This is a genomic window from Nocardioides sp. 31GB23, from assembly GCF_040012395.1.
Taxonomy (GTDB): Bacteria; Actinomycetota; Actinomycetes; order Propionibacteriales; family Nocardioidaceae; genus Nocardioides; species Nocardioides salarius.
The window spans coordinates 44,782-71,190 of the sequence record NZ_JBDYKJ010000005.1 but is presented as its reverse complement, the minus strand read 5'-3'; the positions used below and the strand labels follow the sequence as shown (position 1 = coordinate 71,190).

The window sequence follows — 26,409 nt, the reverse complement described above, 5'->3', positions numbered from 1 at the left end:
ATGCCGGGTCCGGACCCGCCCCCTGTGGCCGGCCCCACGGCGTGACCTGGCTCGCGCATGCGTGCGGGCGCAGGATTCTGCGCCTACCCTTCACCCGTGCCGCCAGAGTCCACCACCGCGTCGAAGGACGCCCCGATCGGGATCTTCGACTCCGGGTTCGGTGGCCTGACCGTGGCCCGCTCGGTGATCGACCAGCTGCCGCACGAGTCGGTGGTCTACCTCGGCGACACCGCCCGCCAGCCCTACGGCCCCCGGCCGATCGGGCAGGTGCGCGAGTACGCGCTGGAGTGCCTCGACCACCTGGTCGAGACCGGTGTGAAGGCACTGGTGATCGCCTGCAACTCCGCCAGTGCCGCGATGCTGCGCGACGCCCGCGAGCGCTACGACGTACCCGTGGTGGAGGTGATCTACCCGGCCACCCGTCGGGCCGTGGCCGCCAGCCGCAACGGGCGGATCGGGGTGATCTGCACCCGGGCCACGGCCGAGTCGATGGCCTACGACGACGCCTTCGCCGCGGCGCCGCACCTCGAGCTGAGCACCCGCGCCTGCCCGCGCTTCGTCGACTTCGTCGAGGCCGGCGTCACCGCGGGCGACGACCTCCTCGCGGCGGCCCACGACTACCTCGACCCGCTGATCGAGACCGGTGTCGACACCCTGATCCTCGGCTGCACCCACTACCCGCTGCTGACCGGCATCATCTCCTACGTGATGGGCGACGGCGTGACCCTGGTGAGCTCGGCGGAGGAGTGCGCCAAGGACGTCTTCAAGATGCTCGTGGTCAACGACCTGCTGCGCGAGGGCGGCGAGCCGCGGCACACGTTCCTGACCACCGGCGAGCCCGAGGAGTTCGCCGCCGTGGGGCGGCGCTTCCTGGGTCCCGAGATGGTGGCGGCCACCAGCCTCGCCCCGCGCCTCGAGAGCCTCGCATGAGCACGGACCCGGGCACCGGCACGTCGCTGCGGCTCACCGTGGTCGGCTGCTCGGGCTCCTACCCGGGGCCCGACTCGCCGGCGTCCTGCTACCTGCTGGAGGCCGAGCACGACGACGGCACCGGCCCACGCACCTGGCGGGTGGTCCTCGACCTCGGCAACGGGGCGCTGGGTGCGCTGCAGCGCTACGCCGACCCGCTGTCCATCGACGCGGTGCTGCTCAGCCACCTGCACGCAGACCACTGCCTCGACATGTGCGGCTACCACGTGCTGCGCCGCTACCACCCCTCCGGCCCGCAGCCGCTGCTGCCGGTGCACGGGCCGGCCGAGACCGCCGACCGGCTGGCGCGCGGCTACGACCTCGACCCCGACCCCGGGATGCGCGAGGAGTTCGACTTCCGGATCTGGGGCGAGCCGGTGCGGATCGGCCCCTTCCACGTCGAGGCGATCCCCGTCGACCACCCGGTCGACGCCTTCGGGGTGCGGATCACCGTCGGCGGGGTGACCATCGGCTACTCCGGCGACACCGCCCCCTGCGCCGGCCTCGACGCGGTCGCCGACGGCGTCGACCTGCTGCTGGCCGAGGCGTCGTTCCGCGCCGGCGACGACAACCCGCCCCACATCCACCTCACCGGCACCGACTGCGGCGAGGCCGCCGCCCGCGCCGGCGTGGGCCGCCTGGTCCTGACCCACGTCCCGCCCTGGTTCGACCCGGCCGACGCCCTGGCCGAGGCCGTCGCCGTCTTCGACGGCCCCACCGAGCTGGCCGTCGCCGGGGCGGTCTACGAGCTCTGACCCGCCGGCCTGCATGAGTCCCCGGCTGACCGGGGACTCATGCGCTTGTCAGGGGTTGCAACACCTGACAAGCGACGGAGTCCCCGGCCGGCCGGGGATTCATGCACCTTTCGCCGGGTCGACGTGCGGAGCAGCCCCTCGGTCGGGCAGGGTGAGAGCCATGATCATCGTGGATCACCTCACCAGGAAGTACGGCGCGTTCGCCGCCGTCGACGACGTCAGCTTCACCGCGCAGCCGGGCCGGGTCACCGGGTTCCTCGGCCCCAACGGCGCCGGCAAGACCACCACCATGCGGGTCATGGTCGGGCTGACCCCGGCCACCAGCGGGTCGGTGACGATCGGCGGCCACGCCTACCAGGACATCCCCAACCCGGGCCGCCACGTCGGCGTGCTCCTCGACGCCTCCGCGCAGCACGCCGGTCGGACGGGCCGCGAGGTGCTGACCATCGGGGCGCGCACCATGGGCCTGCCCGACAGCCGCGTCGACGAGATGCTCGAGCTGGTCTCGCTGACCGGCGCGGAGTCCAAGCGCCGGATCCGCAACTACTCGCTGGGCATGCGCCAGCGCCTCGGCATCGCCCACGCGCTGCTGGGCGACCCGTCGGTGCTGATCCTCGACGAGCCCGCCAACGGCCTCGACCCCGCGGGCATCCGGTGGATGCGCGGGCTGCTCAAGGGGTACGCCGACCGCGGCGGCACGGTGCTGCTCTCCAGCCACCTGCTGCACGAGGTCGAGCAGATCGCCGACGAGATGATCCTCATCGGCCGCGGCCGCGTGGTCGCCCAGGGCGACAAGAAGACCCTGCTGCAGGGCCAGGCGGCCGCCGCCCTGGTCACCGCCACCGACAACGACCGCCTGGCCCAGGTGCTGCGCGACCAGGGCGTCGGCGTCACGGTGTCGGGGGAGGGGCTGCGCGCGGAGTGCGCCACCGTCGACGTGGGCCGCGCCGCCGCCGAGCACGGCATCGTGCTCACCGACCTGCGCAGCGGCTCGGCCGGGCTCGAGGACCTCTTCCTCGAGCTCACCGCCGGCACCCAGCGCGAGGGCCACCCCGAGGCCGCCACCCAGCAGTCCAGCCAGCAGGGAGTCACCGCATGAGCACCACCGCACCCGCGCCCGGCACCCCCGGCGCCCTCGACATCAGCTCCACCCCGCGCGTCCCCCTGGGCCGCCTGGTCTCGGTCGAGCTGCGCAAGAGCCTCGACACCCGCGCCGGGCGCTGGTTCACCGGGTCGATCGTGGCCCTGTGCCTGGTCATCGTGGTGATCTTCGCGCTGGTCGCCGACGGCGTCGGCCTCACCTACGGCGACTTCCTGCTCGCCTCGGGCAGCGTGCTCGGCTACTTCCTGCCGATCCTGATCATCTTGATGGTCACCAGCGAGTGGAGCCAGCGCACCGGGCTGGTCACCTTCACCCTCGAGCCGCACCGGCCCCGCGTGGTCGGAGCCAAGTTCCTGGCCGGCCTGGTCCTCGGCGGCGCCCTGATCGTGCTCGCCGCCGCGATCGCGGCCCTGGGCGCGGTCCTGGCGGGTGCCGAGTGGAGCGTCGAGACGGGGCTGCTGGTCAACGGCTTCGTGGTGGCCAACCTGATCGGCATCGTGCTCGGCTTCGCCATCGCGATGCTGCTGATGAACACGCCCGCGGCGATCGTCACCTACTTCATCTACACGCTGGTGCTGCCGACGGCCGTCGCGATCCTCAGCGCCTTCCAGGAGTGGTTCGCCGACCTGGCGCCGTGGATCGAGTTCAACACCGCCCAGGCGACCCTCTTCGAGGGCGACTACGTGCCGACCGGCGAGGAGGCGGCCCAGCTGGTCACCTCGGGCCTGATCTGGCTGGTGCTGCCGTTCGTGCTCGGGCTGCTGCGCCTGCTGCGCGCCGAGCCGAAGTAGCCGACCCGGGACTTCACCCGGTCGTCGCCGACACGTCGACCTGCCGCGGCCCCAGCGTTCCCCGTCCGGGGAGCCTGGGGCCGTGGCTGCTCCCACCCCGTCCGCGGACCGCTGCGGCACCCGCTACCTGCGCTTCGCGGCGCTGGGGGACAGCTCGACCTTCGGGCTGGGCGACCCGGTGGCCCCGAGCGTCTCGCCCACCGGGTGGCGCGGCTGGGCCAGGCTCCTTGCCGATGCGCTCGCGACGTCGTACGACGTGAGCTTCTGCAACCTGGCGGTCAGCGGCTCGACCTCGCGCTGCGTGGTGACCGGCCAGCTCGACGACGCGGTGGCGCACCGGCCCGACGTGGCCTCGCTGGTCGTCGGCATCAACGACACGATGCGCTCCACGTGGGATCCCGTCCGGCTGCGCGAGGACCTGATGGGTGCCGCCGAGGCGCTGCACGGCACCGGGGCCCTGCTGCTCGCCGCCCGCTTCCACGACCACGGACGGGTCCTGGGCCTGCCTGCGGTGCTGCGCCGGCCGCTGGCCGCTCGGATCGCGGCGGTCAACACCGTCTACGACGAGGTGCACGCCACCTACGGCGGGCTGCGCGTCGACCTGGCGCTGCGCCCCGAGGTGCTCGACCGCTCCTTCTGGTCGGTCGACCGGCTGCACCCCTCCGAGCTGGGCCACCGGGTGCTGGCGCGCGGCTTCGGCGACCTGCTCGCGGCCGAGGGCCTGGTCTCCACCCCGGTCTCGACGGTGCCCGGGGGCGGGGTGCCGGGATCGTGGCGCAGCGACCTGCGCTGGTGCGTGGCCGAGGGGGCGCCGTGGATCGGACGACGCGCGCGCGACCTGGGCCCGTGGGCGGTGCGCACCGCCTGGCACGAGGCCCGGGCGCTGCCCGTGCGCGCCGGCCAGTAGCCTCGCGGCCATGACTGCACGCGAGGACGGCCGCGCCGACGACGAGCTCCGCCCGATCACGATCACCCGCCACTGGCTCGACCACGCCGCCGGCTCGGTGCTGGTGGAGTTCGGCCGCACCAAGGTGCTCTGCGCCGCCTCCGCCTCCGAGGGCGTGCCGCGCTGGCGCAAGGGCTCGGGCCTGGGCTGGGTGACCGCCGAGTACGCGATGCTTCCCGCCGCGACCAACACCCGCTCCGACCGCGAGTCGGTCAAGGGCCGCATCGGCGGCCGCACCCACGAGATCAGCCGGCTCATCGGGCGCTCGCTGCGCGCGGTGGTCGACTACGAGGCGCTCGGCGAGAACACCATCCAGCTCGACTGCGACGTGCTGCAGGCCGACGGCGGCACCCGCACCGCCGCGATCACCGGCGCGTACGTCGCGCTGGCCGACGCGGTCTCCCACCTGCGCTCCACCGGCGCGCTCAAGGGCGAGCCGCTGACCGGCTCGGTGGCAGCGGTCTCGGTCGGCATCATCGACGGCACCCCGCGCCTGGACCTGCCCTACGTCGAGGACGTGCGCGCCGAGACCGACATGAACGTCGTGATGACCGGTGCCGGCTCCTTCGTCGAGGTGCAGGGCACCGCCGAGGGCGCCGCCTTCGACCGGGCCGAGCTCGACGCGCTGCTCGACCTGGCCGGCAAGGGCTGCGTCGACCTGACCCGGATGCAGCAGGAGGCGCTGGCACGATGAGCACCGGGCGGCCACGCATCCACCTGGCCTCGCGCAACGCCAAGAAGATCGCCGAGATGCAGCGCATCCTGCGCGAGCACGCGCCCGACCTCGAGGTGGTCGGCCTCGATGACGTGGCGGCGTACGACGAGCCGGTCGAGGACCAGCCCACCTTCGCCGGCAACGCGCTGCTCAAGGCCCGCGCCGGTCACCAGGCCACGGGCCTGCCGACGCTGGCCGACGACTCGGGTCTGTGCGTCGACGCCCTCAACGGCATGCCGGGCGTGCTGTCGGCGCGCTGGGCGGGGCCGGCCAAGGACGACGCGGCCAACAACGCGCTGCTGCTCGCCCAGCTCGCCGACGTCCCCGAGGTGCGCCGCGGCGCCCACTTCGCCTGCGCCGTGGCCTACGTCGACGGGCCGGGCGAGCGCGGCCAGCTCGTCGTCGAGGGCCGGATGGACGGCACCGTGATCGACGAGCTGCGCGGCGCGGGCGGCTTCGGCTACGACGTGCTCTTCGTGGCCGACGAGCACAGCGAGCCCGAGCGCACCAGCGCCGAGCTCGACCCGGCCGAGAAGGACCGGGTCTCCCACCGCGGTCGCGCGCTGCGCGAGATCGCCCCGCTCGTCGCGGCCCGCCTCGACGCACCCGTCTGAGAGGCTGCCCCCGTGACCCGTCCCTTCCTGCTGCGTCGCCCGCTCGCCCGACTGCTGCTGCGCCTGGTGCGCTGGCGCACCGTGGGGGAGGTGCCCAGCAAGGGCGTCCTCGTCGGCGCGCCGCACACCTCCAACTGGGACTGGGTGCTGACCCTGCTCCTCGCCTGGGACAGCAGGGTCACCATCCGGCTGCTGGTCAAGAAGGAGTTCTTCAAGGGCCCGATCGGCTGGGTGCTGCGCTCGACCGGCGCGGTGCCGCTGGACCGCGCCAACCCCGGCGGCACCATCCGCGAGCTGATCGCCGACGCCGCGACCGACGAGACGTTCCTGCTCGGCATCGCCGCCGAGGGCACCCGCAGCAAGGGGGAGTACTGGAAGTCCGGCTTCTACCGGATCTCCCAGCAGACCGGGCTGCCGATCACGCTGGCCTTCGTCGACAAGCCCACCCGCCGCGTCGGCTGGGGCCCGACCTTCCCGCTCAGCGGCGACGTGTCGGCCGACATGGACCGCATCCGCGAGTTCTACGCCGACAAGACCGGCCTCAAGCCCGAGCTGACCACCGAGCCCCGCCTCAAGGAGGAGGGCCCGGCCTGACCTCACCGACCGGTCGATGGTGCGAAAGTGACTGCTCGTGCCGGAGGCGGGACTTGAACCCGCACGCCCTGGGGCACAGGTACCTAAAACCTGCGTGTCTGCCTGTTCCACCACTCCGGCTGCAGGTGGGAGTCTAGGGCGATGGGGCGCACGCGTCTGGCGGGCCTGCTGCTCGCGCCGGTGCTGCTCGGGGGCGGCTGCACCGGACCCGGGCAGGACGCTGCTGCACCCACCCCTGCACCCGTCCCCTCGCCGAGCGCCGGACCGCGGGAGCCAGGGGAGCCGGGGCTGGCGGCCGAGCTGCGCCAGTCGTCCCTCGACGTGGCGCGCGGGCAGATGCAGGTCTGGGTCGAGAACCGCACCGGGGCGGCGCTGCTGCCCACGTCGGTGCGCTACGTCGACGACCGGCTCCCCGGGCCGCTGGTGGGCGAGCGGCTGCGGGAGGTCCCCGACGGGGCGCGGTTCGGCTTCGTGCTGGCCCTGCCGCAGCGACCCGGCTGCGGACCGGCCGCCTCGCGGCTCGGACGCCAGGAGGTGCGGGTGCGGGCCGACGGGGGCCGGTGGAGCGCGCCGGTCGACGACGAGACCGACGTGCTGGGGCGCCACCTGGCCGCCCGCTGCCTCGAGCGCGCCGTCGACCGGGCCGTCGAGCTGCGCTGGCTGGCGGTGCGCCACGACGGCCGCCGGGGCAGCACCGCCACGATGGTGCTCGAGGCCCGCCCCAGCGGCACGCCCGGCCACGTGGTGGACCTCGACTCCGTCAGCGGTACGCCGCTCCTGGGCGCCGCCGGGGCCGCGCACTGGTCGCCCGGGGTGCGGGTGGTCAGCGACGGACCGGTGGTGCGGGTGCGGCTCGAGGCCCGGGCCGCCCGCTGCGACGACCACGTCTTCATGGAGGGCGGAGGGTCGACGGCCTTCCGGGTCGGGCTGCGCCTCGACGGCGAGCCGGGTCAGCTGCTGGTGCGCATGGACGACCGGGTGAGCGCCTCGGCGGTCGCGTTCGTGCGCGAGAGCTGCGGCCTGTGACCCCCGATCCGGGGCCGGCAGCGTCGGCGGGGCCCGAGCCGTGGACCGGTGCCGGCGTCGTGCTGCGCGCCTTCGAGTGGAGCGACGAGCCCGACCTGGCGGAGGTCTTCGCCGACCCCGAGATCGTGACCTGGAACCCCGGCCCGCCCGAGGGCGCGCTGGCCTTCATGCGCGAGCGCAACGACTGGAGCGCCGGCACCCACGCCTCGTGGGCGGTCACCGACGCGGGCGCCGGCCCGGGCCCGGCGGGACGGCTGCTGGGCTCGGTGTCGCTGCACAAGATCGACCGCGACCAGGGCGACGCCGAGGTCGGCTACTGGGTGGCGCCCTGGGCCCGGCGGCGCGGGGTGGGCGCCGCGGCGGCCGCGGCAGCGGCGGCGTACGGCTTCGAGCGGCTGGGCCTGCACCGCGCCTACCTCTTCCACGCCGTGGAGAACACCGCGTCGTGCGCGGTGGCGCGGCGCGCCGGCTTCGCGCTGGAGGGCACGCTGCGCCAGTCGTTCCGCTACGCCGACGGCCGCCGCCACGACGAGCACCTGCACGCCCGGCTGGTCACCGACGACTAGAGCGACAGGTCGCGGCGCAGCTTGGCGACGTGGCCGGTGGCCTTGACGTTGTACTGCGCCACCTCGACCACGCCCTGCTCGTCGACGACGAAGGTGGAGCGGATCACGCCCTGCACGACCTTGCCGTACATCTTCTTCTCGCCGAAGGCGCCCCAGGCGCTCATCACGGCCTTGTCGGGGTCGGAGAGCAGCCGGATGCCCAGCGCCTCCTTGTCGCGGAAGCGGGCCAGCTTCTCGGGCTTGTCGGGCGAGATGCCCAGCACCTCGTAGCCCTCCTCGCGGAAGGCGTCCTGGGTGGCGGTGAAGTCGCAGGCCTGCTTGGTGCACCCGGGCGTCATCGCGGCGGGGTAGAAGTACACGACGACCTTGCGCCCGCGCAGCGACGACAACGAGACCTCGGCGCCGGCGTCGTCGAGCAGGGTGAAGTCGGGGGCCGGGTCGCCGGGGGACAGGCGCGGGGCGGGCGTCGTGCTCAAGGGGATCCTCCTGGGTGGCAATCCGGTCCGGGGGCTTGTTGCGAACAGTTTGCAACAACGTAGGGTGGGCGGGGACGCCCGACCGGCGTCCAACCTAGCCCCACCCCGAGACCTGAGCAGGAGCGGCCATGCACGTGCCCGACGGGTTCTTCGACGCCCCCACCTCCATCGCCACCGGGGTCGTGGCCGTCGCCGCCATCGGGGTCTCGCTGCGTGGGGCGCGCCGCGAGCTCGACGACCGCACCGCGCCGATGGCCGGCCTGGTGGCCGCCTTCGTCTTCGCCGCGCAGATGCTCAACTTCCCGGTGGGGGCCGGCACGAGCGGGCACCTGATGGGCGGTGCGGTCGCGGCCGTGCTCGTCGGCCCGTGGACCGCCGTGCTGGCCACCAGCGTCGTCTTCGTCGTGCAGACCCTGATGTTCGCCGACGGCGGCATCACCGCGATCGGCACCAACATCACCGTGATGGGGCTGGCGACCGTCGTCGTCGGCTACGGCGTCTTCCGCGGCCTGCAGGCGGTGCTGCCCAAGCGGCTGGCCCTGGTGCCGGTGCTGGCCGGCATCGGTGCGTTCGTCTCGGTTCCGGTCGCCTCGCTGCTCTTCGTGGCCCTGTACGCCGTCGGCGGCGCCGCTCCGGTGCCGCTCGACACCCTGACCACGGCGATGGTGGGGGTGCACTCGCTCATCGGCGTCGGCGAGGGCCTGATCACCTTCCTGGCCGTCGCCGGCATCATCGCGGTGCGCCCCGACCTGGTGCGCGGCGCCCGCCCCGTGCTGGCCGAGCGCACCCTCGAGATCCGCACCGAGACCACCGGAGCCCCCGCATGAGCGCCGGGCGCCGTGCCGTGAGCACCCGCGCCGTCGTCGTGGGCGTCCTGCTGGTCTCGCTGCTGCTGGCCGGGGTCGTGAGCCTCTACGCCGCCTCCACCCCCGACGGGCTCACCAAGGTCTCGCAGGAGCAGGGCTTCGCCGACACCGAGACCGAGCACGGCGCGGGCGACGGCCCGTTCGCCGGCTACGACGCCGGGTTCCTCGACGGCGACCTGGGCGGCGCCGTCGCCGGGGTCGCGGGGGTGCTGGTCGTCCTGGTGCTGGGCACCGCCCTCACCGCCGTCGTACGCCGCCGCCCCGGCGCCGACGAGCCGCGGGGCTGAGGGGTGGGCGCCGGGCACGGGCACCGCCTGCACTACCACGGGCACTCGCCGCTGCACCGCGCCCCGGCGCACCTGAAGCTGCTGGGCCTGCTGGGCTTCATGCTGGTCGTCGTGGCCACCCCCGACCACTGGTTCGCCGCCTTCGGCGCCTACCTGCTGGTGCTCCTCGCGGTCGTGGCGCTCTCGCAGGTGCCGCCCACCTACCTGCTCAAGCGGATGGTCGTCGAGGTGCCGTTCGTGGTCTTCGCACTGGTGCTGCCCTTCGTGGCCTACGGCGAGCAGGTCGAGGTCCTGGGCCTCTCGCTGAGCCGTCCCGGGCTGCTGGCCGCCTTCGGGATCCTCGCCACCGCCACCCTGGGCGTGCTGGCCTCGCTGACCCTGGCCGCCACCACCGAGCCCCAGGCGCTGCTCGCCGGCCTGCAGCGGCTGCGGGTGCCGAGCCTGCTGGTGCAGATCATGGCGTTCATGGTGCGCTACCTCGACGTGGTCACCGGCGAGATGCAGCGGATGCGGGTCGCGCGCGAGTCGCGCGGGTTCAGCGCCCGCGACCCGCGCCAGTGGCCGGTCATCGCCCGCTCCACCGGTGCCCTGTTCATCCGCTCCTACGAGCGCGGCGAGCGGGTGCACCTCGCGATGCTCTCGCGCGGCTACACCGGCACCATGCCGGAGCAGGGGGCGCACCGGTGAGCCCCGGCCACCCGGAGCCGCCCGTCCTCGACGTGCGCGGGCTCGCCTACGTCTACCCCGACGGCCACCAGGCGCTCTACGGCGTCGACCTGCAGGTGCACCGCGGCGAGCGGGTGGCGCTGCTGGGGCCCAACGGAGCGGGCAAGACCACGCTGGTGCTGCACCTCAACGGCATCCACACCGCCGGGGCCGGCTCGGTCAGCGTCAGCGGCCTGCCGGTCGGCAGGGAGCACCTGCAGGAGGTGCGCCGCCGGGTCGGGATCGTCTTCCAGGACCCCGACGACCAGCTGTTCATGGGCAGCGTCCGCGCCGACGTCGCGTTCGGCCCGCACAACCTCGGCCTGCGCGGTGCGGCGCTCGAGGCCCGGGTGATGACCGCGCTCGAGCAGGTCGGGATGGCGGCGTACGCCGACCGGCCGCCGCACCACCTCTCCTTCGGCCAGCGTCGGCGCGTGGCGGTGGCCACCGTGCTGGCGATGGAGCCCGAGGTGCTGGTGCTCGACGAGCCGTCCTCGAACCTCGACCCGGCCTCGCGCCGCGAGCTGGCCGACGTGCTGCGCTCGCTCGACGTGACGGTGCTGATGGTCACCCACGACCTGCCCTACGCGCTCGAGCTGTGCCCGCGCTCGGTGGTGCTGCACGACGGCCAGGTGGTCGCCGACGGGGCCACCTACGACGTGCTCACCGACGACGCGCTGATGCGGGCCCACCGCCTCGAGCTGCCCTTCGGCTTCGACCCCCGCACGGTCGGTGCGCCGCCCGCCGCCTCCCGGGGTGGTCACGGCGGCGGGCCCGGGGTTGATAGCGTGACGACGTGACCACGGACCCCAGCGCCCTCGAGCGTGAGATCGAGGAGACCCGCGAGCGACTGGCGGGCACCATCGACCAGCTGCTGCACCGCGCGAGCCCCAAGACGATCGTCGGCCGCGAGATCTGGAGCCTCAAGGCCCACTACGTCGACCCGCAGACCGGCGAGCCGCGCACCGACAACATCCTCAAGACCGTCGGGGCCGTGGTCGGCGTCGTCGCCGCGTTCGTCGTGGTCCGCAAGATCACGTCCTGAGCAGCCACAGCACACCCGGCACCCCAGCACCCCGAGCGACCGGCAGCGCATGAGCGAGAAGACCCCCATCAAGATGCTGCACGACCGAGTGCTGGTCGAGCTCGACGCCGAGGCCGGCGAGCGCCGATCCTCGGGCGGCATCGTCATCCCCGCCACCGCCGCGATGGGCGCCCAGCGCCTGGCGTGGGCCCGCGTCGTCGGGGTGGGTCCGCAGGCCCGTGCCGTCGAGGTCGGTGACCGGGTGCTCTTCGGGCCCGAGGACAAGGCCGAGGTCGAGGTGCACGGCGAGACCTACGTGGTGATGCGCGAGCGCGACGTGCACGCCGTGGCCGCCGAGCGGGTGGGCGACCAGGCCACCGGCCTCTACCTGTGAGCCGGCCCCGGGCCCACGCGAGCCGCGTAGTCTGGCAGCACGACCACAGGGCCGAGCCGGCCCGACAGGGGGACACGTGCACGAGACCGGCAACGACCTGGCGCTGAGCATGCTGCGGGAGCGGGTGCGATCGGCACGCGACGAGGTCGCCCTGCGACGCCAGGACCCCGGCCGGCGCGACGACCTTGGCCGTGCGCACCTCGAGCTGCGCCGCTCGCTGGAGGCGCTGGTGCACGAGCTCGAGCAGCGCCGGCTGCCGGTGCCCTACGCGCTGCACGCCGAGCTGCGGCTGCACCAGGACATCGACCCCCGCTAGGCGGGCCGGCGTAACGCACGTCACTGCCCTGCGTTAGGGCAGGCATGCCCCCCACCCGCCGGCGCACCCGGCTCGTCGCCACCCTCACCGCCGCGGTGCTCGCACCGCTGGCCACCGTCTCCCTCAGCGGCGCCGCCCAGCAGGCGCCCCAGCAGGAGCCCCAGCAGGCGCGGGGCCAGGCAGCCCAGCAGGCGCGGGGCGGGGCCGGCCTGCGGGCCGAGATCACCTGGACCAAGCACGGCATCCCGCACATCGAGGCCCGCAACGTCACCTCGCTCGGCTTCGGCAGCGGGTACGCCGCCACCGAGATGACCGCCTGCACCCTCTTCGACACCCTGGTCACCGGCCGCGGCGAGCGCTCGCGCTGGTTCGGCCCCGAGGCGCGCTACGACGACCAGGTGACCCTCGACGCCACCAACCTGCAGGTCGACACGCTGGTCACCGACCTGCGCGACCGCAAGGTCGTCGAGACCCTGCTGGCCGACGACGAGCGCGGCCCCGGCCGCGAGGCGCGGGCGCTGGTGAAGGGCTACGTGGCGGGCGTCAACGAGTGGGTGCGCGAGAACGACGTGCGCGACGCGGCCTGCCGTGGTGCGGCGTACGTGCGCCCCGACGTCACCACCCTCGACCTCTGGTACGGCGTCTACCTGGCCAACCTGCTCGCCTCCACGGGCGTCTTCGTGCCGCAGATCGCCGACGCCGCGCCGCCGGGCCCGGGCGACCCCGGCCTGCCCTCGCTGCCGGTGCGCGCCGCCGACGTCGACCGCGACGCGCTGCTCACCGCGCTGGGCCGCGACCCGGAGGCGCCGTTCGGCTCCAACGCCACGGCCGCCGGCTCGGCCGCCACCTCCACGGGTCGCGGGATGCTGCTGGGCAACCCGCACTTCCCGTGGCGCGGTCGCTACCACTTCACCCAGCAGCACCTCACGATCCCGGGACGCTACGACGTCGCCGGCGCCTCCCTGGTCGGCTCGCCGGCGGTCAACATCGGCTTCAACAAGGACGTGGCGTGGAGCCACACCGTCTCGACGGCCTACCGCTTCACGCCCTACGAGTACCTCACGCTCGGCCCGTCGACGTACCTCACCGACACCGGCCCGCAGCCGATCGAGCGCCGCGAGGTGGAGGTCGAGGTGCTCGGCGAGGACGGCCGGGTCAGCACCGTGACCGAGGACCTCTACCGCACCGCCGAGGGGTACGTCGTCGACTCGCCCGACACCCTGATGCCCTGGGGCGCCGCCTCGGTCTGGGCGATACGCGACGCCAACGCCGAGCACCTGCGCACCATCGACACCTTCTTCGACATGGGCAGGGCCGCCGGCGTGCGCGACCTGCTGCGCCGCCAGGACGCAGGGGCCGGGATCCCGTGGGTCAACACCACCGCCGCCGACCGCGACGGCCGGGTGCTCTACGCCGACCACTCGGTGGTGCCCAACGTGCCCGACGCGCTCGCCCAGCAGTGCATGACCCCGGTGGGCCGGGTGCTCGAGCAGGTGGCCGGCCTGCCCGGCCTCGACGGCACGCGCGCCTCCTCGTCCTGTGCGTGGGGCAGCGACGCCGACGCGCAGCGCCCCGGCATCTTCGGGCCCGAGAACCTGCCGTCGGTGGTGCGCCGCGACTGGGTGATGAACGCCAACGACTCCTACTGGCTGCCCAACGACGAGGTGCGCCTCGAGGGGTACGCCGCGATCATCGGCTGCGAGCGCTGCGAGCGGACCATGCGCACCCGTGTCGTCTCCGCCTACGTCGCCGACCGCCTGGCGGCCGGGCGCAAGGAGACCCCGCGCAGCTTCCGTGGCCACCAGCACGAGAACCGGGTGATGGCCGCCGAGGTGATGCGCGCCGACGGTGCCCTCGACGACGTCTGCGCGCAGACGGGGGAGACCGAGGCCTGCGCCGCCCTGTCGGCCTGGGACGGACGCTCCGACAAGGGCTCGCGCGGCGTGCACCTCTTCGAGGAGTTCGTGACGCGGCTGCCGACGGTGCCCCTCGACCTGGTCGAGACCGTGTGGCGCACGCCCTTCGACCCCGAGGAGCCGCTGAGCACCCCGCGCGACCTCGACACCGACAACCCGCAGGTGGTCGAGGCGATGCAGGCGGCGATCGATGCCGTGCGCGACGCCGGCATCGCCTTCGACGCCCGCTGGGGCAGCCTCCAGGTCGCCGGCGACCGCGGCGCGCGGCCCTACGGCCTCGGTGGCGGCACCGGCGACGCCCTGGGCAACGCCAACGCCCTGGCCTCGCGCGACGTGGTCGACAACGCCGACCGCTACCGGCCGATCACCTACGGCTCCTCGCACATCCAGGCGATCAGCTACCGCGGCCGCCGGGGCGTCGACGCCCGCACGATCCTGACCTACGGGCAGTCGGAGGACCCGCGCTCGCCGTTCTCGCGCGACCAGACGCGGTTGTTCTCGCGCGAGAAGTGGGTGCGCTTCGCGTGGACCGACGCCCGGATCCGCAAGGACCGGATCCGTCGGCAGGTGATCACCCGCTGACGGACCCGGTCCGTGTGGAGGCCTCGCCTCAGCGGCGGACCTTCACCTTGAGCACGTCGGTGACGGCGCCGGTCACCGACTCGGAGCCCGGCACGACCAGGCGGTAGCGCGAGGTGCCCTTCTTGCGCTCCTTGGGGAACGAGACCAGCACGCGGCCGCTGTCGGCGGGCAGGGTCGACTTGGTCCGCCAGTCGCCGCGCTGCAGGCGCTGCAGCTCGACGGACTCCAGGCCGGGCTGGTCGATGGTGACCAGGTCGGTGCCCACCCGCTGGCCGCGGCGCAGCTTGACCTTGTCGGTGTCGAAGTCGTCGATCTCGGTCACCGCACGGGGCACGTCGAGGGTGGTGTCGTCACCATCGGTCTCGAGGAGGCAGCGCAGCCCCTCCTCCCAGTGGTAGTTGGTGCCGGCGACCTGGACCCACTCCACCGTGTAGTCGGTGGTGCCGGCCGGCCAGTTCCGGTGCTGGGAGTAGGGGAAGGCCCGCGTGCCCGACCAGGTGCCCTCGTTGTTGTGGTAGTTCAGCGTGATCTGACCGGTGGCCGTGCGCAGCCGGATGTTGATGTCGTTGGCCTGGCCCTGGGGCAGGTCGCTGGGGTAGGCCACCACGAGACCCGCGCAGGTGGGGGAGGCGTACTTCCAGTTCCAGTCGAACGGGCCGCCGGGGTTGGTCGGCGGGTTCGGCGGCACGGTCGGCTCCGGCTCCGGCTCCGGGCTGGGCGTCGGGGTCGGTGTCGGGGTGGGCGTCGGGGTCGGCGTCGGCGTCGGCGTCGGCGTCGCCACGGTGACGTACTTCACGGAGTAGTGCGAGATCGCCTTGGCCTTGTGGCTGACCTTCGAGGTGTAGGAGATGGCGATCGATGCCACGGGCTCGACCAGGTCGACGTACTGGGGACCGTCCCCCTGCTTCGCGCTGCCGGCCTTCACGCAGTAGCCGGTGATGAGCTTGTCGGTCGGCGCGACCAGCGTCAGCGTCATCACCTGGCCGGAGACGTCCTGCTTGCCCGAGTCGAAACCGAGGCAGACCTGCTCGCCGTCGTCCGGCTTCCCGGCCGATGCGGGTGCGCCCGACAGCGTCGCGACGGTGCCGAGCGCCAGCAGGGCGCTCAGGCCGCCGGCCAGGGCGGCGCGGCGCGGTGAGCGGGTGGGAGGGGTGGTGGGGTGCACGGTGAGCTCCTCGATCAGCAGGTGATGAGGCCACTGTGTCGTGCGGACCGGGCCGTCGGGCCCGGCTTGTGCAGACCTTGCGGTGGTCGGGCCCAACCTTGAGGATTCCTTGCAGAAGGGGCCGGTCTCAGCCCAGCGCGCCGTAGGCCCGCGTGGGGTGCAGCCGCAGCACCACGCGTCGTTCGGCGACCATGGCGGCGCGGTACTCCTCCCAGTCGTCGTGCTCGCCCGAGATCGCACGGAACAGCTCGACGAGCTCGTCGGTGGTCGCGTCGTCTGGAGCCGACGCCACCTCCGAGACGGTCACGTCGGCCTCCACGACCGCGTAGGACCAGAAGCTGTCGCCGTTGACGTGCAGCGCCGCCCACGGCGTACGCCGGAGGTTGGCGTGCTTGGCGCGGTCAGCGCTGGTGGAGATCCTGACGACGCCACGGTCGTCGACCGCGTGCACGACGTTGGACAGCTGCGGCCGGCCGTCCCTGCGCAGCGTGGTGAGCACCGACTGGTGCGTCCGGCGCACGGCGGTCATCGCCTTCTCGATCTCCATGCCGACAGACTCGTCGCCGGGGCCCGGCCCCGCCACCCCCGGTGGCGTGCCGGCTCAGCGTGCGGGAGCCGCGGGGACGTTGCCCAGCTCGGCGTTGTCGGCGTCGGCCAGGGCGCCCGCCGTGCGCTGCCCGCGGGAGTCGGGTATGCGGGCGCCGGCCAGGGCGGCGAGCGCCATCGCGCCGGCGAGCACGAGGAAGCCGACCACGTAGGCCTGCTCGCTCGGGTAGCCCGAGGCCAGCACGTCGGCGGTCAGGATGCCGGCCATCACCGCCGACCCGACAGCGCCGCCGATGGTGCGGATGTTGGCGTTCATGCCGCTGGCCACCCCGGTCTGGTGCGCGGGCACGGCGCCGATGACCACGCCGGCCAGGGACGAGAAGACGAACCCCGAGCTGAGGCCCTGCAGGGTGGTGGCCAGGTAGAGCTGCCAGGTGTGGTCGTGGAAGAGGGCCACCGAGGCGAAGGCGACGGCGTTGCCGAGGGTGCCGGCCACGATCACGGTGCGCGCACCCAGGCGACGCACCAGGCGCGCGGTGACGAAGCCGACCAGGAAGCTGGCGACCGCCGAGGGCAGCAGCAGCGCCGCCGACTCGCTGATCGAGGCGCCGAAGCCGTAGCCGGTCTCGACGGGGCTCTGCAGGAACTGGGGCAGGAAGCCGAAGGAGGCGAACATGCCGAAGCCGACGAAGGCGGCGACCGCGTTGGCGGTCCACACGCCGCGCTGGCGCATCATCGTCATGTCGATCAGCGGCACGGGCACACGGGTCTCGACGCGCACCCAGGCGACCAGCAGGACCGCCGCGGCGACGAGGAGGCCCAGCACCCGTCCGGATCCCCAGCCCCACACGTTGCCCTGGCTGACGCCCAGCAGGAGGCAGACGAGCCACCCGGCCAGCAGCACCGCGGGCAGCACGGGCAGCCGACCGGGGGTGCGCACCGGTGACTCCGGCACCAGCAGCAGGGCGCCCGCGCCGGCCAGCGCGGTGGCGATCATCGGCAGCCAGAAGAGCCAGGTGAAGCCGAGCGTGTCGACCACCGGGCCCGCCGCCACGATGCCGACGCCGAAGCCGACGGCGGTCAGCGAGGCCATCACGCTCAGCGCGCCGTTGACGCGGGCGGGGGAGAACTCGTCGCGGATGACGCCGAAGGCCAGCGGCATCACGCCGCCGCCGACGCCCTGGACGACGCGGGCGGCGATCAACCAGCCGATGGTGGGGGCGAGCGCCGCGAGTGCGGAGCCGACGGTGAGCAGGGCCAGGGCGACGACCAGGACGCGGCGCTTGCCGACCGCGTCGCCCAGGCGACCGACCAGCGGCGTGGCGATGGAGGCCGAGAGCAGGTAGGCGGTCAGCACCCAGGTGACGGTGGCCTGGTCGGTGCGGTACTCGACCTGGATCTGGGCCAGCACCGGCACCACCAGCGACTGCAGCATCACGAACGACGCCACCGCCACCGCCAGGACGGCGAAGGTGACGCGCTCGTCACCGCGCCGGCGCAGGGTCGAGAACGACGACGTCGTGAGCGACGGCACCCGGTTCCTCCTCGGTGATGGTTGTGCCTGACAACCAAGCACTCGGGGAGTGTAGCCCGGCGCCGGAGGCGCTCAGCCCTTCCGGTCGACCAGCAGGGCGACGGCGTTGAGCCCCGCCCAGCCCAGCGTCACGCCCATCACCTTGCGGCGCACGTCGCCCTCGGTGCGGGCGGCCAGCAGCGCGCAGTCGCCGAGGTCGGCAGCGATCCGGATCGCCATCGCGGCCTTGACCACGCGCGGCGACCCGAACAGCCCGGCGGCGCTGACGGCGAGGTCGCGCACGCCGTAGGACTGCGAGAGCAGCTCGAGCCCCTCGCGGTCGCCGGCCTGGGAGCCCAGGGCGTCGGGGAGGTGGGAGGGACGGGCCAGCGCATAGGCGCCGTACGACGCGGTGGCGGCGGAGAGGGTGCGGCTCAGCTTCATGGTGGGCATGGCCTCGACGGTAGGCCGCGCACCCGGCCCGGCGCTCACCCGTCGGGGGCGCTCGACCGGTCGAGGCGGGCCAGGAGCCCGGCCCCGGCGCGCACGGGGGAGTGGAGCCGGTGGTGCAGCAGCGCGGCGCGGGCCGCGTTGGCGCCCGGGGCCCCGTGGACCCCGCCGCTCGGGTGCGCCGAGCTCGAGCCCAGGTAGAGGCCGCCGATCCCGGTCTCGGGGCGCCCCAGGCCGGGGACCGGGCGCAGGACCAGCATCTGGTGCAGCTGGGAGGTGCCGCCGTTGACCGCCCCGCCGACCAGGCTGGCGTTGCGCTCCTGCAGGTCGCGCGGGCCGAGCACCCGGCGGGCGAGCACGCGGGAGCCGAAGCCCGGGGCGAGCTCCTCGATGCGCTCCTCGACACGGTCGCCGAAGCGCTCCACGTCGTCGCGGCTCCACCGGGCGCCCACCGACTGGGGCACGTGGGTGTAGGCCCACAGCGACTCGGTGCCGGCCGGGCTGCGGGTGGGGTCGCTGGTGGTCATCTGCCCGGCGAGCAGGAAGGGGCGCTGCGGCACCCCGCCGGCGGCCACCTCGGCCAGCGAGCCCTGCAGCTGCGAGAGCGAGTCGCCCACGTGGAAGGAGCCCGGTGCGACCGCGGGCCCGCTGGCCCAGGGGATCGGCCCCGACAGTGCCCAGTCGACCTTGACCGTGGCGGGGTCGAGCTCGAAGGAGTCCATGCCCCGCGCGACCCGGGAGGGCAGGTCGTCGGGGTCGAGGAGGCGGCCGTAGAGCAGCGGTGCCGAGACGTCGGCGACCACGGCGCGGCGGGCGGCGTACCGCTCGCCCTCACGGGTGCGCACCGCCACGGCCCGGCCGCCCCGCACCTCGACGGACTCGACCTCGGTGCCCAGCACCACGCGGCCACCGCGCGACTCCAGACGACGGGCCATCGCCTCGGTGAGCCGGCCGGCACCGCCCTCGGGCACGGGGAAGCCGACGCTCTGGGCGAGCATCGTCATGATCAGGCCGAAGGCACCCGACCCGGTGGAGTCGAGCGGGATGTCGGCGTGGCCCGCGCTGCCCGCGATCAGGGTGCGGGCGCCGCGACCACCGAACCGGGAGGCACCGAAGGTCGCGGCCGGGGTGAGCAGCTCGCGGACCAGGTGCAGGCCGCCCGCGCGGGGCAGTCGCGAGAGCAGCCGGGCACCCCCGCGCACCGGCGGGAAGGGGTCCAGCATCGCCGACAGCAGGGGCCCACCCACCCGGTCCCAGGTGCGGCACAGGTCGAGCCACGCCTCGCCGTCACCGGGGTGCTCGGCGTCGAGGCCGGCCGCGGTGTCGTGCCGGTCGGGGTGCACGAGGGCCCATCCGCCGTCGGGGAACGGGTGGCCCACGGGAGCAGGTGGGTGCCGCCAGCGCAGGCCGTGCTGCTCGAGGTCCAGTCCGGAGATCACGGGCGAGGCGGCCGCGAAGGGGTAGAAGGCGCTGAAGGTGTCGTGCACGAACCCCGGGTGCACCTCGGTGTCGCTGCGCACCGCGCCGCCGACCTGGTCCTGCTGCTCCACGACCAGCACCGACCAGCCGGCGTCTGCCAGGAGGTTGGCGGCGACCAGGCCGTTGTGGCCGGCGCCGACGACGACCGCGTCGTGACCGGGGCTCGAGGTGCTCACGGCCCCCACGGTGCCAGCCGCCAGGTCATCACGCACCACCCGCACCGCGGGCTGGGCGCCGAGGGGCACCGGGGGTGGCGGGCCCGGTCCTCAGGCCCCGGGCAGCTCGAACCACAGGCCGGCGCCGGCGCCGGGCGGGAGGTCCTCGACGCCGCACCGGCCGCCGTGGGCGTGCACGATGCGGGCGACCGTGGCCAGGCCGATCCCGTGGCCCTGCGCGTCGCCGGCGCGGGCGAAGAGGTCGAAGACCCGGGCGTGCCGCTCCGGTGCGATGCCCACGCCGTCGTCGCGCACGGTGACGCGCACCAGGTCGCTCTCGCGGGTGGCGCGCACCGTCACCTGCGGCGGGTGTCCGGGGTGGGCGAACTTGCGGGCGTTCTGGAGCAGGTTCTGCAGCACCAGCGTCACCTGGGCGGGGTCGCCGAGGGCCGCGGGCAGCGCGCCGACGTCGACGCTGCCGCCGCAGCGCTGCCACTGGTCGGCCTCGTCGGAGACCAGCTGCTCGACCAGCGAGCGCAGGTCGACCACCTCGTGACGCGGTGGCTCGTGGGCCAGGTCGTGCAGGCGCAGCGTGGCCTCGACCATGCCCCGCATCCGTTCCACCGAGCGTGAGGCCATCGCCAGCACCGACGACTGCGTCACGGTGTCGAGGCCGCCGCCCTCCAGCATCCCCAGGCTCATGGTGAGGGTGGCCAGCGGGGACTGCAGGTCGTGGCTGATCTGGGCGGCGACCGCCACGACGTCAGCGGTCGGGGGCTGGGTCGGGGCCAGGCGGCGCAGCCGCAGCTCGAGGATCCGGTTCGCGGCGACCGCGAGCGTCGCCAGCACGCGGCGCTGCTCGTCGTCGAGCCGGCGCGGGCTGGTGCTGAAGAGGCAGAAGCGGCCGACCTCCTGCCCGGCCGCCGTGGTCAGCGGTGCCGAGGCGTAGAAGCGCACCGCGGCCACCTCGCCCGTGACCAGGGGCGAGTCGCGCAGGTGCGGGTCGAGCGTCGTGTCGGGCACCTCGAACAGACCGGGCACGCCCTGCGCGCGCCGGCACAGGGCCTCGGCGTACGGCGTCGTGAAGGGATCGGTGCCGACGGTGACGGGGTAGTGGAAGGCGTCGGCGTCGGCGACCGCCAGTGCGGCGACCTCGACCCCGGTGAGGTCCGCGGCCAGGGCCAGCAGGTCGGAGATGTCGGCGTCGGTGACGGTCTGCAGCGCGGTCAGCGCACGCTCGGCCGTGGCCCGGTCGGCCAGGCCGGCCGGGTCGGCCAGGCTGGTGGGACCGTTGCCGGTGGCGGTGCCGCGCTGGTGCGCCATGGGTCCTCCCAGCCCCGGTGCCGTCTCGTCCCTCACGAGGCGACCCGCGTCGAGGCTACGACGTCGGGGCCGCGGGCACCGGGAGGACGGTGAAGCCGAGCCGCGCGGAACGGGACCGGTCCAGACCGGCTCGACCCGACGAGGAGAGAGCCCCGCAAAGCACTCGAGGCCCTCCCGCGTCTCTGCGTGGAGGGCCTCGTGCGTGGTGATCTGTACGGCATCAGGGACTCGAACCCCGAACCCGCTGATTAAGAGTCAGCTGCTCTGCCAATTGAGCTAATGCCGCGTGGTGAAGCGACGTGAACGTTACCAGCGGCGGGCGCGGAGTCGAAATCGAGGGGCTCCTGCGGTTCAACGGGCCTCGAGCACGGCGTGGGCGGCGTGGTGGCCGCCGAGCCCGGAGACCGCGCCGCCGCGGCGGCTTCCCGATCCGCAGAGCAGGACCTGGTCGACGCCGGTCGCCACGCCCCACCGCTGGGCGGGGGTGTCGAGCCGGGCGCGGGAGGGCGCCCACGGCCAGTCGAGGTCGCCGTGGAAGATGTGCCCGCCCGGCATGGCGAGGTCGGCCTCGATGTCCTGGGGGATCTTCGCCTCGATGCACGGGTTCCCCTCGGCGTCACGCGCCACGACCGACGCGATCGGCTCGACCAGGTGCTCGTCCAGAGCGGCCAGGGCCCGTTCGACCGCCAGCGCCTTCGCGGTGGCGCCGTCGTGCTCGAAGAGCGTGGCGGGCGTGTGCAGCCCGAAGTAGGTCATCGTGTGCGTGCCCGGGGCGGCGGAGCCCAGGATCGAGGGGTCGCTCAGCGAGTGGCAGTACACCTCGCCCGGCATCTGGGTGGGCACCCGCCCGGCGGCGGCGTCGGCGTAGGCGCGCTCGATCTGGGTGTAGTCCTCGGCCAGGTGCAGCGTGCCGGCGAACGCCACCTCGGGGTCGACCCCCGAGCGCAGCCGCGGCAGCCGGTCGAGGAGCAGGTTGATCTTCAGCTGCGCGCCCACCGGCTTGGAGGCGGCGTCCTCGGGCTCGCCGAGCAGGATGCGCAGCACCCAGGGCGCCACGTTGGCAAGCACCGTGGTGGCCGTGACGGTGCGCGGGCCCTCGCCGGTGTGCACGTCGACCTCGGTGGGCGACCCGTCGCCGGGACGGATGGCGGAGACCCCGGCCGAGGTGAGCACCTCGGCCCCGGCCCCCACGGCCGCCCGCGCCAGCGCGTCGGTCACCGCGCCCATGCCCCCGACCGGCACCCGCCACTCGCCGGTGCCGTTGCCGATCAGGTGGTAGAGGAAGCACCGGTTCTGCACCAGCGAGGGGTCGTGCAGCGACGCGAAGGTGCCGATCAGCGCGTCGGTGCCGACCACCCCGCGCACGGTGTCGTCGGCGAAGCGGCGCTCGATGGCCTCGGCCAGCGGACGCTCCACGACGTCACGCCAGATCGCCGGGTCGACCTGCTCGCGCAGCTCGCGCTCCTGCGGCAGGGGAGCGAGCAGGGTCGGGGCGAGCACCTCGGCGAGCCGTCCGACCCCGGCGTAGAAGTCGCACCACGCGGCGTACTCGTCGTCGCCGCCGGTGAGCTCGCGGAACGAGCGCGCGGTCTCCTCGCCCTCGGGCCGCTGCACCATCAGGCCGCCGGGCGTGCCGCCACGCAGGGTCGGTGTGTACGACGCGGTGCGGCGCGAGGCGAGCCGCACGTCGAGGTCGAGCTCGCGCACCAGCTCGTCGGGCATCACCGAGACCAGGTAGGAGTAGCGCGAGAGTCGCACGTCGTGGCCGGTGAAGGCGGGTGCCGACACCGCGGCGCCGCCGGTGTGGTCGAGACGCTCGAGCACGAGCACCGAGAGGCCGGCGCGGGCGAGGTAGGCGGCAGCGGTCAGGCCGTTGTGGCCACCGCCGACCACGGCGACGTCGTAGTGGGGGCGCGAGGGGGAGGCCGGGCTCATCGGGACAACGTAGTCGAGCGCCGACCAGGACAAATCCTCGGCGTCGTGGGTGGGCCGCCACGACGCGGGTGCCACGATGACCCAGCGCGACGGGGGAGCCGTCGCCGTCCTGGGAAGGAGCGTCGTGCCGACGAGCTCGACGAGCACCACCGGCCGGGCCGGGCGTTGGCAGCTCCGTGTGGCGTTCCTGCTGGGCCTGGTCGCGCTGCTCGGGCTGGCTGCCGTGCGGGCGGCTCCCGACGACTCGCACGTGATCGGCATCTGGCCCGTCGGTGCGGCGACGGGGGTGCTGGTCCTCGCCCCGCGCCGGCACGCGCCCGTCCTGCTGGGGGCGGTGCTGCTCGTCGCGCTGCTCACCCTCTCGCTCGCGCAGCGCCCGGCCGAGGTCGTGGTGGGCTACACGGCGACGATCGTGCTGGAGACCTGGGTGGTCTCCCGCCTCCTGCTGGCAGGCGGGGAGGGACCGTGGCGACTGGTCTCCGACGCCGACCTGCGCCGCTACCTCGGCGCCGGCCTGCTCGGTGGCCTCTTCGGCCTGGCCGGCGGAGCGCTGACCTCCGCCGCGACCGGCTTCGGCGAGCCGGGCTTCGTCGGCCTGGCGCTGGGCGCCTCGCACCTGGCCTCCCAGCTCGTGTTCACGCCCCTGTGGGCCCGGCTGCCCGGCCACGGTCCCATCGCCCACCGGCCCGAGCGGGTGCTGCAGTGGGGGCTGGTGCTCCTCCTCGCGCCGGCGGTGCTGGCCCCCACGCTCTTCCCCCCGGTGGCCTTCCTGCTGATCCCGCTGCTGGCCTGGAGCGCCCTGCGGGTCAGCCCGCGCGAGGCGCTGGCCCAGCTGGTCGTGGTGCTGGCCCTGGCGGTGGTGATGACGACCGCCGGCCGCGGCCCCTTCGCCGACGTGCTGGTGCTGCTCGACCTGCCGCGCGACGCCCGCGCCGTGCTGCTGGCGGCGTACGCCGCGACCTGCGCGTTGATCGTGGTGCCGCTGCTGCTGCGCGTGGGCGAGAGCGTCGAGGCGGCTCGAGCCGCAGCCGCCGAGCGCGACACCCTCGGCCGGATCGTGCAGAGCGCCACCGGGATGGCCATCGTCGGCGCCGACCGCGAGGGTCGCATCACCCTCTTCAACCCGGGCGCCGAGCGGCTGCTGGGCTGGGCGGCCGAGGAGGTCACCGGGCTGCCGACGCGGGTCCTGCACAGCACCGGGCAGGTCAGCGCCAAGGCGCGCGAGCTGGGCGTCGCCGACGACTTCGCCAGCGTGTCGGCGCGGATGCTCGAGCCCGACATGGCCGGGGCCGACATGGGCTTCGTGCGCAAGGACGGCACCGAGCGGATGCACTCGATGACGCTGGGGCGCATCACCGACGAGGCGGGCCGGGTGCTGGGCTACGTCAGCACCAGCGAGGACGTCACCGACCGGGTGGCCGCCGAGGACGCGCTGCGCGAGGCGCTGGCGCGCATGCAGGAGGTCGACGCCGTCAAGGACGCGTTCGTCTCCAGCGTCAGCCACGAGCTGCGCACCCCGATCACCAGCATCCAGGGCTACCTGGAGCTCCTCGGCGACGGCTCCTTCGGCGACCTCTCCGAGCAGCAGCGCTCAGCGGTGGCCAAGGTGGCGGCCAACAGCGAGCGGCTGCTCACGCTCATCGACGACCTGCTCACCCTCTCGCGGGTCCAGGAGTCGGGCCTGGGTCTCGAGCGCAAGGTGCTCGACCTGGGCGACGTCGTGCGGGCGGGGTGCGGGGTGGTCTCGCCCGGCGGCGAGCGAGCCGGCGTGCCGATCGCCGTCGAGGTGCCCGGCGTGCCGGTGCCCTTCCTCGGCGACCGCGACATGCTCGAGCGGGTGGTGATCAACCTGGTCGGCAACGCCGTGAAGTTCACGCCGCGCGGCGGGAGGGTCGAGGTGGTGCTGCGCCGCCACGAGCGGGGCAGCACGATCACCGTCGTCGACACCGGCATCGGGATCCCGCGCGCCGAGCAGGAACGCCTCTTCACCCGCTTCTTCCGCTCCTCGCTGGCCCAGGCGCAGGCGATCCCGGGCAGCGGCCTGGGCCTTTCGATCGCGCACTCGGTGGTGACCCAGCACGGCGGCACGCTGCGCGCCGAGTCGGAGCCGGGCGCCGGCACCACCTTCGTGCTGGAGCTGCCGGCGATGGCCTGACCGGAATATCCAACATTCAACTACCGTTGACCGGGAGTCCCCGTCCCAGCAACGAAGCGAGGTGGGCCCCGTGCCCGCGATCACCGTCGACGACCTCACCACCCTGGCCCGGCTGGGCTCGCCCGGCCTCGGCGACCAGCCGCGCCCGGTGCTGCAGGTCAGCACCGCGCCCCAGGGCCACGAGGGGGAGGGGTTCCCGGTGCGCCGGGCCTTCGCCGGCATCGACCTCGCCCTCCTCGACCCGTTCATCATGATGGACCAGATGGGCGAGGTGGAGTACGCGCCGGGCGAGCCGCGCGGCACCGCCTGGCACCCCCACCGCGGCTTCGAGACCGTGACCTACATGATCGACGGCGTCTTCGACCACCGCGACTCCCACGGGGGCGGCGGGTCGATCACCAACGGCGACACCCAGTGGATGACCGCCGGCTCCGGGCTGCTGCACATCGAGACGCCGCCCGAGTGGCTGGTGCAGTCCGGCGGGCTCTTCCACGGCATCCAGCTGTGGGTGAACCTGCCGCGCAGCGCCAAGATGAGCGACCCGCGCTACCAGGACATCCGCTCCGGCGAGGTCCGGCTGCTGACGACGCCCGACGCGGGGACGCTGGTCCGCGTCATCGCCGGCACCGTGGACGGGCACGCCGGCCCGGGTGCGACGTACACGCCGATGAGCCTGGTGCACGCCACCGTCGAGCCGGGGGCCCGTCTCGACCTGCCGTGGGACGTCGAGCACAACGCGCTCGTCTACGTGCTCAGCGGCCAGGGGTCGGTCGGGGTCGAGGGGCGTCCGCTGCGCACCGGCCAGACCGCCGTGCTCGGTGCCGGCGACTACCTCAGCGTCAGCGCCGACGCCCGCCAGGACAGCCGTACGCCGGCCCTCGACGTGGTCGTCCTGGGCGGCCGGCCGATCCGCGAGGCGCTCGCGTGGGCCGGTCCGTTCGTGATGAACACCCGCGCCGAGGTGATGGAGGCCTACCAGGACTTCCAGAGCGGTCGCTTCGGCCACGTCCCGGCCTGACGCTCCTGCCTGACCGGCCCGGCCCA

General features: G+C 74.1%; 28 protein-coding genes and 2 tRNA genes. 20 read left to right on the top strand and 10 right to left on the bottom strand.

The window, feature by feature from the left end; all coding sequences use genetic code 11:
- The first annotated feature begins 96 nt into the window (after positions 1-96).
- The 8 genes from murI (at position 97) to ABKW28_RS02660 (ending at position 6,486) form a co-directional block, all read left to right on the top strand.
- Positions 97-930, top strand: a complete 834-nt coding sequence (gene murI / locus ABKW28_RS02695; RefSeq protein ID WP_307822810.1) for a glutamate racemase — start codon at positions 97-99, stop codon at positions 928-930.
- The gene (locus tag ABKW28_RS02690; RefSeq protein WP_348606162.1) at positions 927-1,724 is read left to right on the top strand and encodes an MBL fold metallo-hydrolase; all 798 of its coding nucleotides are present in this window, start codon (positions 927-929) and stop codon (positions 1,722-1,724) included. The genes murI and ABKW28_RS02690 overlap by 4 nt, the downstream gene beginning before the upstream one ends.
- Before the next feature lie 160 nt (positions 1,725-1,884).
- Positions 1,885-2,823, top strand: a complete 939-nt coding sequence (locus ABKW28_RS02685) for an ATP-binding cassette domain-containing protein (RefSeq protein WP_348606160.1) — start codon at positions 1,885-1,887, stop codon at positions 2,821-2,823.
- Entirely contained in the window at positions 2,820-3,617 is a 798-nt protein-coding gene (locus tag ABKW28_RS02680; RefSeq protein ID WP_348606158.1) for an ABC transporter permease, read from the top strand. Before ABKW28_RS02685 ends, ABKW28_RS02680 begins: the two co-directional genes overlap by 4 nt.
- A gap of 82 nt (positions 3,618-3,699) precedes the next feature.
- The gene (locus ABKW28_RS02675; RefSeq protein WP_348606156.1) at positions 3,700-4,524 is read left to right on the top strand and encodes an SGNH/GDSL hydrolase family protein; all 825 of its coding nucleotides are present in this window, start codon (positions 3,700-3,702) and stop codon (positions 4,522-4,524) included.
- Between the two features lie 10 nt (positions 4,525-4,534).
- Positions 4,535-5,257 carry a ribonuclease PH gene (gene rph / locus ABKW28_RS02670; protein ID WP_193667744.1) on the top strand — a complete coding sequence of 241 codons (723 nt, stop codon included), beginning with the start codon at positions 4,535-4,537 and terminating at the stop codon, positions 5,255-5,257.
- Entirely contained in the window at positions 5,254-5,892 is a 639-nt protein-coding gene (locus tag ABKW28_RS02665) for a non-canonical purine NTP pyrophosphatase (protein WP_348606155.1), read from the top strand. The genes rph and ABKW28_RS02665 overlap by 4 nt, the downstream gene beginning before the upstream one ends.
- A 12-nt stretch (positions 5,893-5,904) precedes the next feature.
- A complete protein-coding gene (locus tag ABKW28_RS02660) occupies positions 5,905-6,486 on the top strand; it encodes a 1-acyl-sn-glycerol-3-phosphate acyltransferase (RefSeq protein ID WP_193667746.1) in 582 nt (193 codons plus the stop codon).
- Positions 6,487-6,524: 38 nt separating this feature from the next.
- Here ABKW28_RS02660 and ABKW28_RS02655 read toward each other — a convergent pair.
- Positions 6,525-6,606 (bottom strand) — tRNA-Leu (locus tag ABKW28_RS02655).
- Between the two features lie 21 nt (positions 6,607-6,627).
- Between ABKW28_RS02655 and ABKW28_RS02650 the strand changes: the two genes are divergently transcribed.
- Positions 6,628-7,512: a hypothetical protein gene (locus ABKW28_RS02650; protein ID WP_348606153.1), complete on the top strand. Its 885-nt coding sequence runs from the start codon at positions 6,628-6,630 to the stop codon at positions 7,510-7,512.
- Positions 7,509-8,078 (top strand): GNAT family N-acetyltransferase, encoded by a 570-nt coding sequence (locus tag ABKW28_RS02645; RefSeq protein WP_348606152.1) that lies wholly within the window; start codon positions 7,509-7,511, stop codon positions 8,076-8,078. The genes ABKW28_RS02650 and ABKW28_RS02645 overlap by 4 nt, the downstream gene beginning before the upstream one ends.
- Here ABKW28_RS02645 and bcp read toward each other — a convergent pair.
- Positions 8,075-8,554, bottom strand: coding sequence for a thioredoxin-dependent thiol peroxidase (gene bcp, locus ABKW28_RS02640; RefSeq protein ID WP_193667749.1), 480 nt, complete (start codon positions 8,552-8,554; stop codon positions 8,075-8,077). The genes ABKW28_RS02645 and bcp overlap by 4 nt on opposite strands.
- Positions 8,555-8,682: 128 nt before the next feature.
- Here bcp and ABKW28_RS02635 point away from each other — a divergent pair, with 128 nt between their 5' ends.
- The 8 genes from ABKW28_RS02635 (at position 8,683) to ABKW28_RS02600 (ending at position 14,644) form a co-directional block, all read left to right on the top strand.
- Positions 8,683-9,381 (top strand): energy-coupling factor ABC transporter permease, encoded by a 699-nt coding sequence (locus ABKW28_RS02635; RefSeq protein WP_341231429.1) that lies wholly within the window; start codon positions 8,683-8,685, stop codon positions 9,379-9,381.
- A complete protein-coding gene (locus tag ABKW28_RS02630) occupies positions 9,378-9,707 on the top strand; it encodes a PDGLE domain-containing protein (protein WP_348606151.1) in 330 nt (109 codons plus the stop codon). Before ABKW28_RS02635 ends, ABKW28_RS02630 begins: the two co-directional genes overlap by 4 nt.
- Before the next feature lie 3 nt (positions 9,708-9,710).
- Entirely contained in the window at positions 9,711-10,394 is a 684-nt protein-coding gene (gene cbiQ, locus ABKW28_RS02625) for a cobalt ECF transporter T component CbiQ (protein WP_193667752.1), read from the top strand.
- The gene (locus tag ABKW28_RS02620) at positions 10,391-11,212 is read left to right on the top strand and encodes an ABC transporter ATP-binding protein (protein ID WP_348606149.1); all 822 of its coding nucleotides are present in this window, start codon (positions 10,391-10,393) and stop codon (positions 11,210-11,212) included. Before cbiQ ends, ABKW28_RS02620 begins: the two co-directional genes overlap by 4 nt.
- On the top strand, positions 11,209-11,457 hold the full coding sequence (locus tag ABKW28_RS02615) for a DUF3618 domain-containing protein (protein ID WP_348606147.1): 249 nt from the start codon (positions 11,209-11,211) through the stop codon (positions 11,455-11,457). Before ABKW28_RS02620 ends, ABKW28_RS02615 begins: the two co-directional genes overlap by 4 nt.
- 49 nt (positions 11,458-11,506) lie before the next feature.
- The gene (locus ABKW28_RS02610) at positions 11,507-11,830 is read left to right on the top strand and encodes a co-chaperone GroES (protein ID WP_193667755.1); all 324 of its coding nucleotides are present in this window, start codon (positions 11,507-11,509) and stop codon (positions 11,828-11,830) included.
- A gap of 76 nt (positions 11,831-11,906) precedes the next feature.
- Positions 11,907-12,146 carry a hypothetical protein gene (locus ABKW28_RS02605; protein WP_302705761.1) on the top strand — a complete coding sequence of 80 codons (240 nt, stop codon included), beginning with the start codon at positions 11,907-11,909 and terminating at the stop codon, positions 12,144-12,146.
- 44 nt (positions 12,147-12,190) lie between these two features.
- The gene (locus ABKW28_RS02600; protein WP_348606145.1) at positions 12,191-14,644 is read left to right on the top strand and encodes a penicillin acylase family protein; all 2,454 of its coding nucleotides are present in this window, start codon (positions 12,191-12,193) and stop codon (positions 14,642-14,644) included.
- A gap of 28 nt (positions 14,645-14,672) precedes the next feature.
- On the opposite strand, the gene ABKW28_RS02595 is transcribed toward ABKW28_RS02600, so the two are convergent.
- From ABKW28_RS02595 to ABKW28_RS02560, 8 genes are all read right to left on the bottom strand, one after another.
- Entirely contained in the window at positions 14,673-15,809 is a 1,137-nt protein-coding gene (locus ABKW28_RS02595; protein WP_348606142.1) for a hypothetical protein, read from the bottom strand.
- A 127-nt stretch (positions 15,810-15,936) separates the two neighbouring features.
- Entirely contained in the window at positions 15,937-16,356 is a 420-nt protein-coding gene (locus ABKW28_RS02590; RefSeq protein ID WP_348606140.1) for a PPOX class F420-dependent oxidoreductase, read from the bottom strand.
- A 54-nt stretch (positions 16,357-16,410) separates the two neighbouring features.
- Complete coding sequence (locus ABKW28_RS02585) at positions 16,411-17,889, bottom strand: MFS transporter (protein WP_348606138.1); 1,479 nt, start codon at positions 17,887-17,889, stop codon at positions 16,411-16,413.
- Between the two features lie 72 nt (positions 17,890-17,961).
- A complete protein-coding gene (locus ABKW28_RS02580; RefSeq protein ID WP_341231721.1) occupies positions 17,962-18,321 on the bottom strand; it encodes a hypothetical protein in 360 nt (119 codons plus the stop codon).
- Between the two features lie 35 nt (positions 18,322-18,356).
- Positions 18,357-19,973, bottom strand: coding sequence for an NAD(P)/FAD-dependent oxidoreductase (locus ABKW28_RS02575; RefSeq protein WP_348606136.1), 1,617 nt, complete (start codon positions 19,971-19,973; stop codon positions 18,357-18,359).
- Positions 19,974-20,063: 90 nt separating this feature from the next.
- On the bottom strand, positions 20,064-21,275 hold the full coding sequence (locus ABKW28_RS02570) for a HAMP domain-containing sensor histidine kinase (RefSeq protein ID WP_348606135.1): 1,212 nt from the start codon (positions 21,273-21,275) through the stop codon (positions 20,064-20,066).
- 213 nt (positions 21,276-21,488) lie between these two features.
- Positions 21,489-21,561, bottom strand: a tRNA-Lys gene (locus tag ABKW28_RS02565).
- 65 nt (positions 21,562-21,626) lie between these two features.
- The gene (locus ABKW28_RS02560; protein ID WP_348606133.1) at positions 21,627-23,210 is read right to left on the bottom strand and encodes an NAD(P)/FAD-dependent oxidoreductase; all 1,584 of its coding nucleotides are present in this window, start codon (positions 23,208-23,210) and stop codon (positions 21,627-21,629) included.
- A 76-nt stretch (positions 23,211-23,286) separates the two neighbouring features.
- On the opposite strand from ABKW28_RS02560, the gene ABKW28_RS02555 reads away from it, so the two are divergent.
- Positions 23,287-25,365, top strand: coding sequence for a PAS domain-containing sensor histidine kinase (locus ABKW28_RS02555; RefSeq protein ID WP_348606132.1), 2,079 nt, complete (start codon positions 23,287-23,289; stop codon positions 25,363-25,365).
- A 70-nt stretch (positions 25,366-25,435) separates the two neighbouring features.
- Positions 25,436-26,383 carry a pirin family protein gene (locus ABKW28_RS02550; protein ID WP_348606130.1) on the top strand — a complete coding sequence of 316 codons (948 nt, stop codon included), beginning with the start codon at positions 25,436-25,438 and terminating at the stop codon, positions 26,381-26,383.
- Positions 26,384-26,409: the final 26 nt, after the last annotated feature.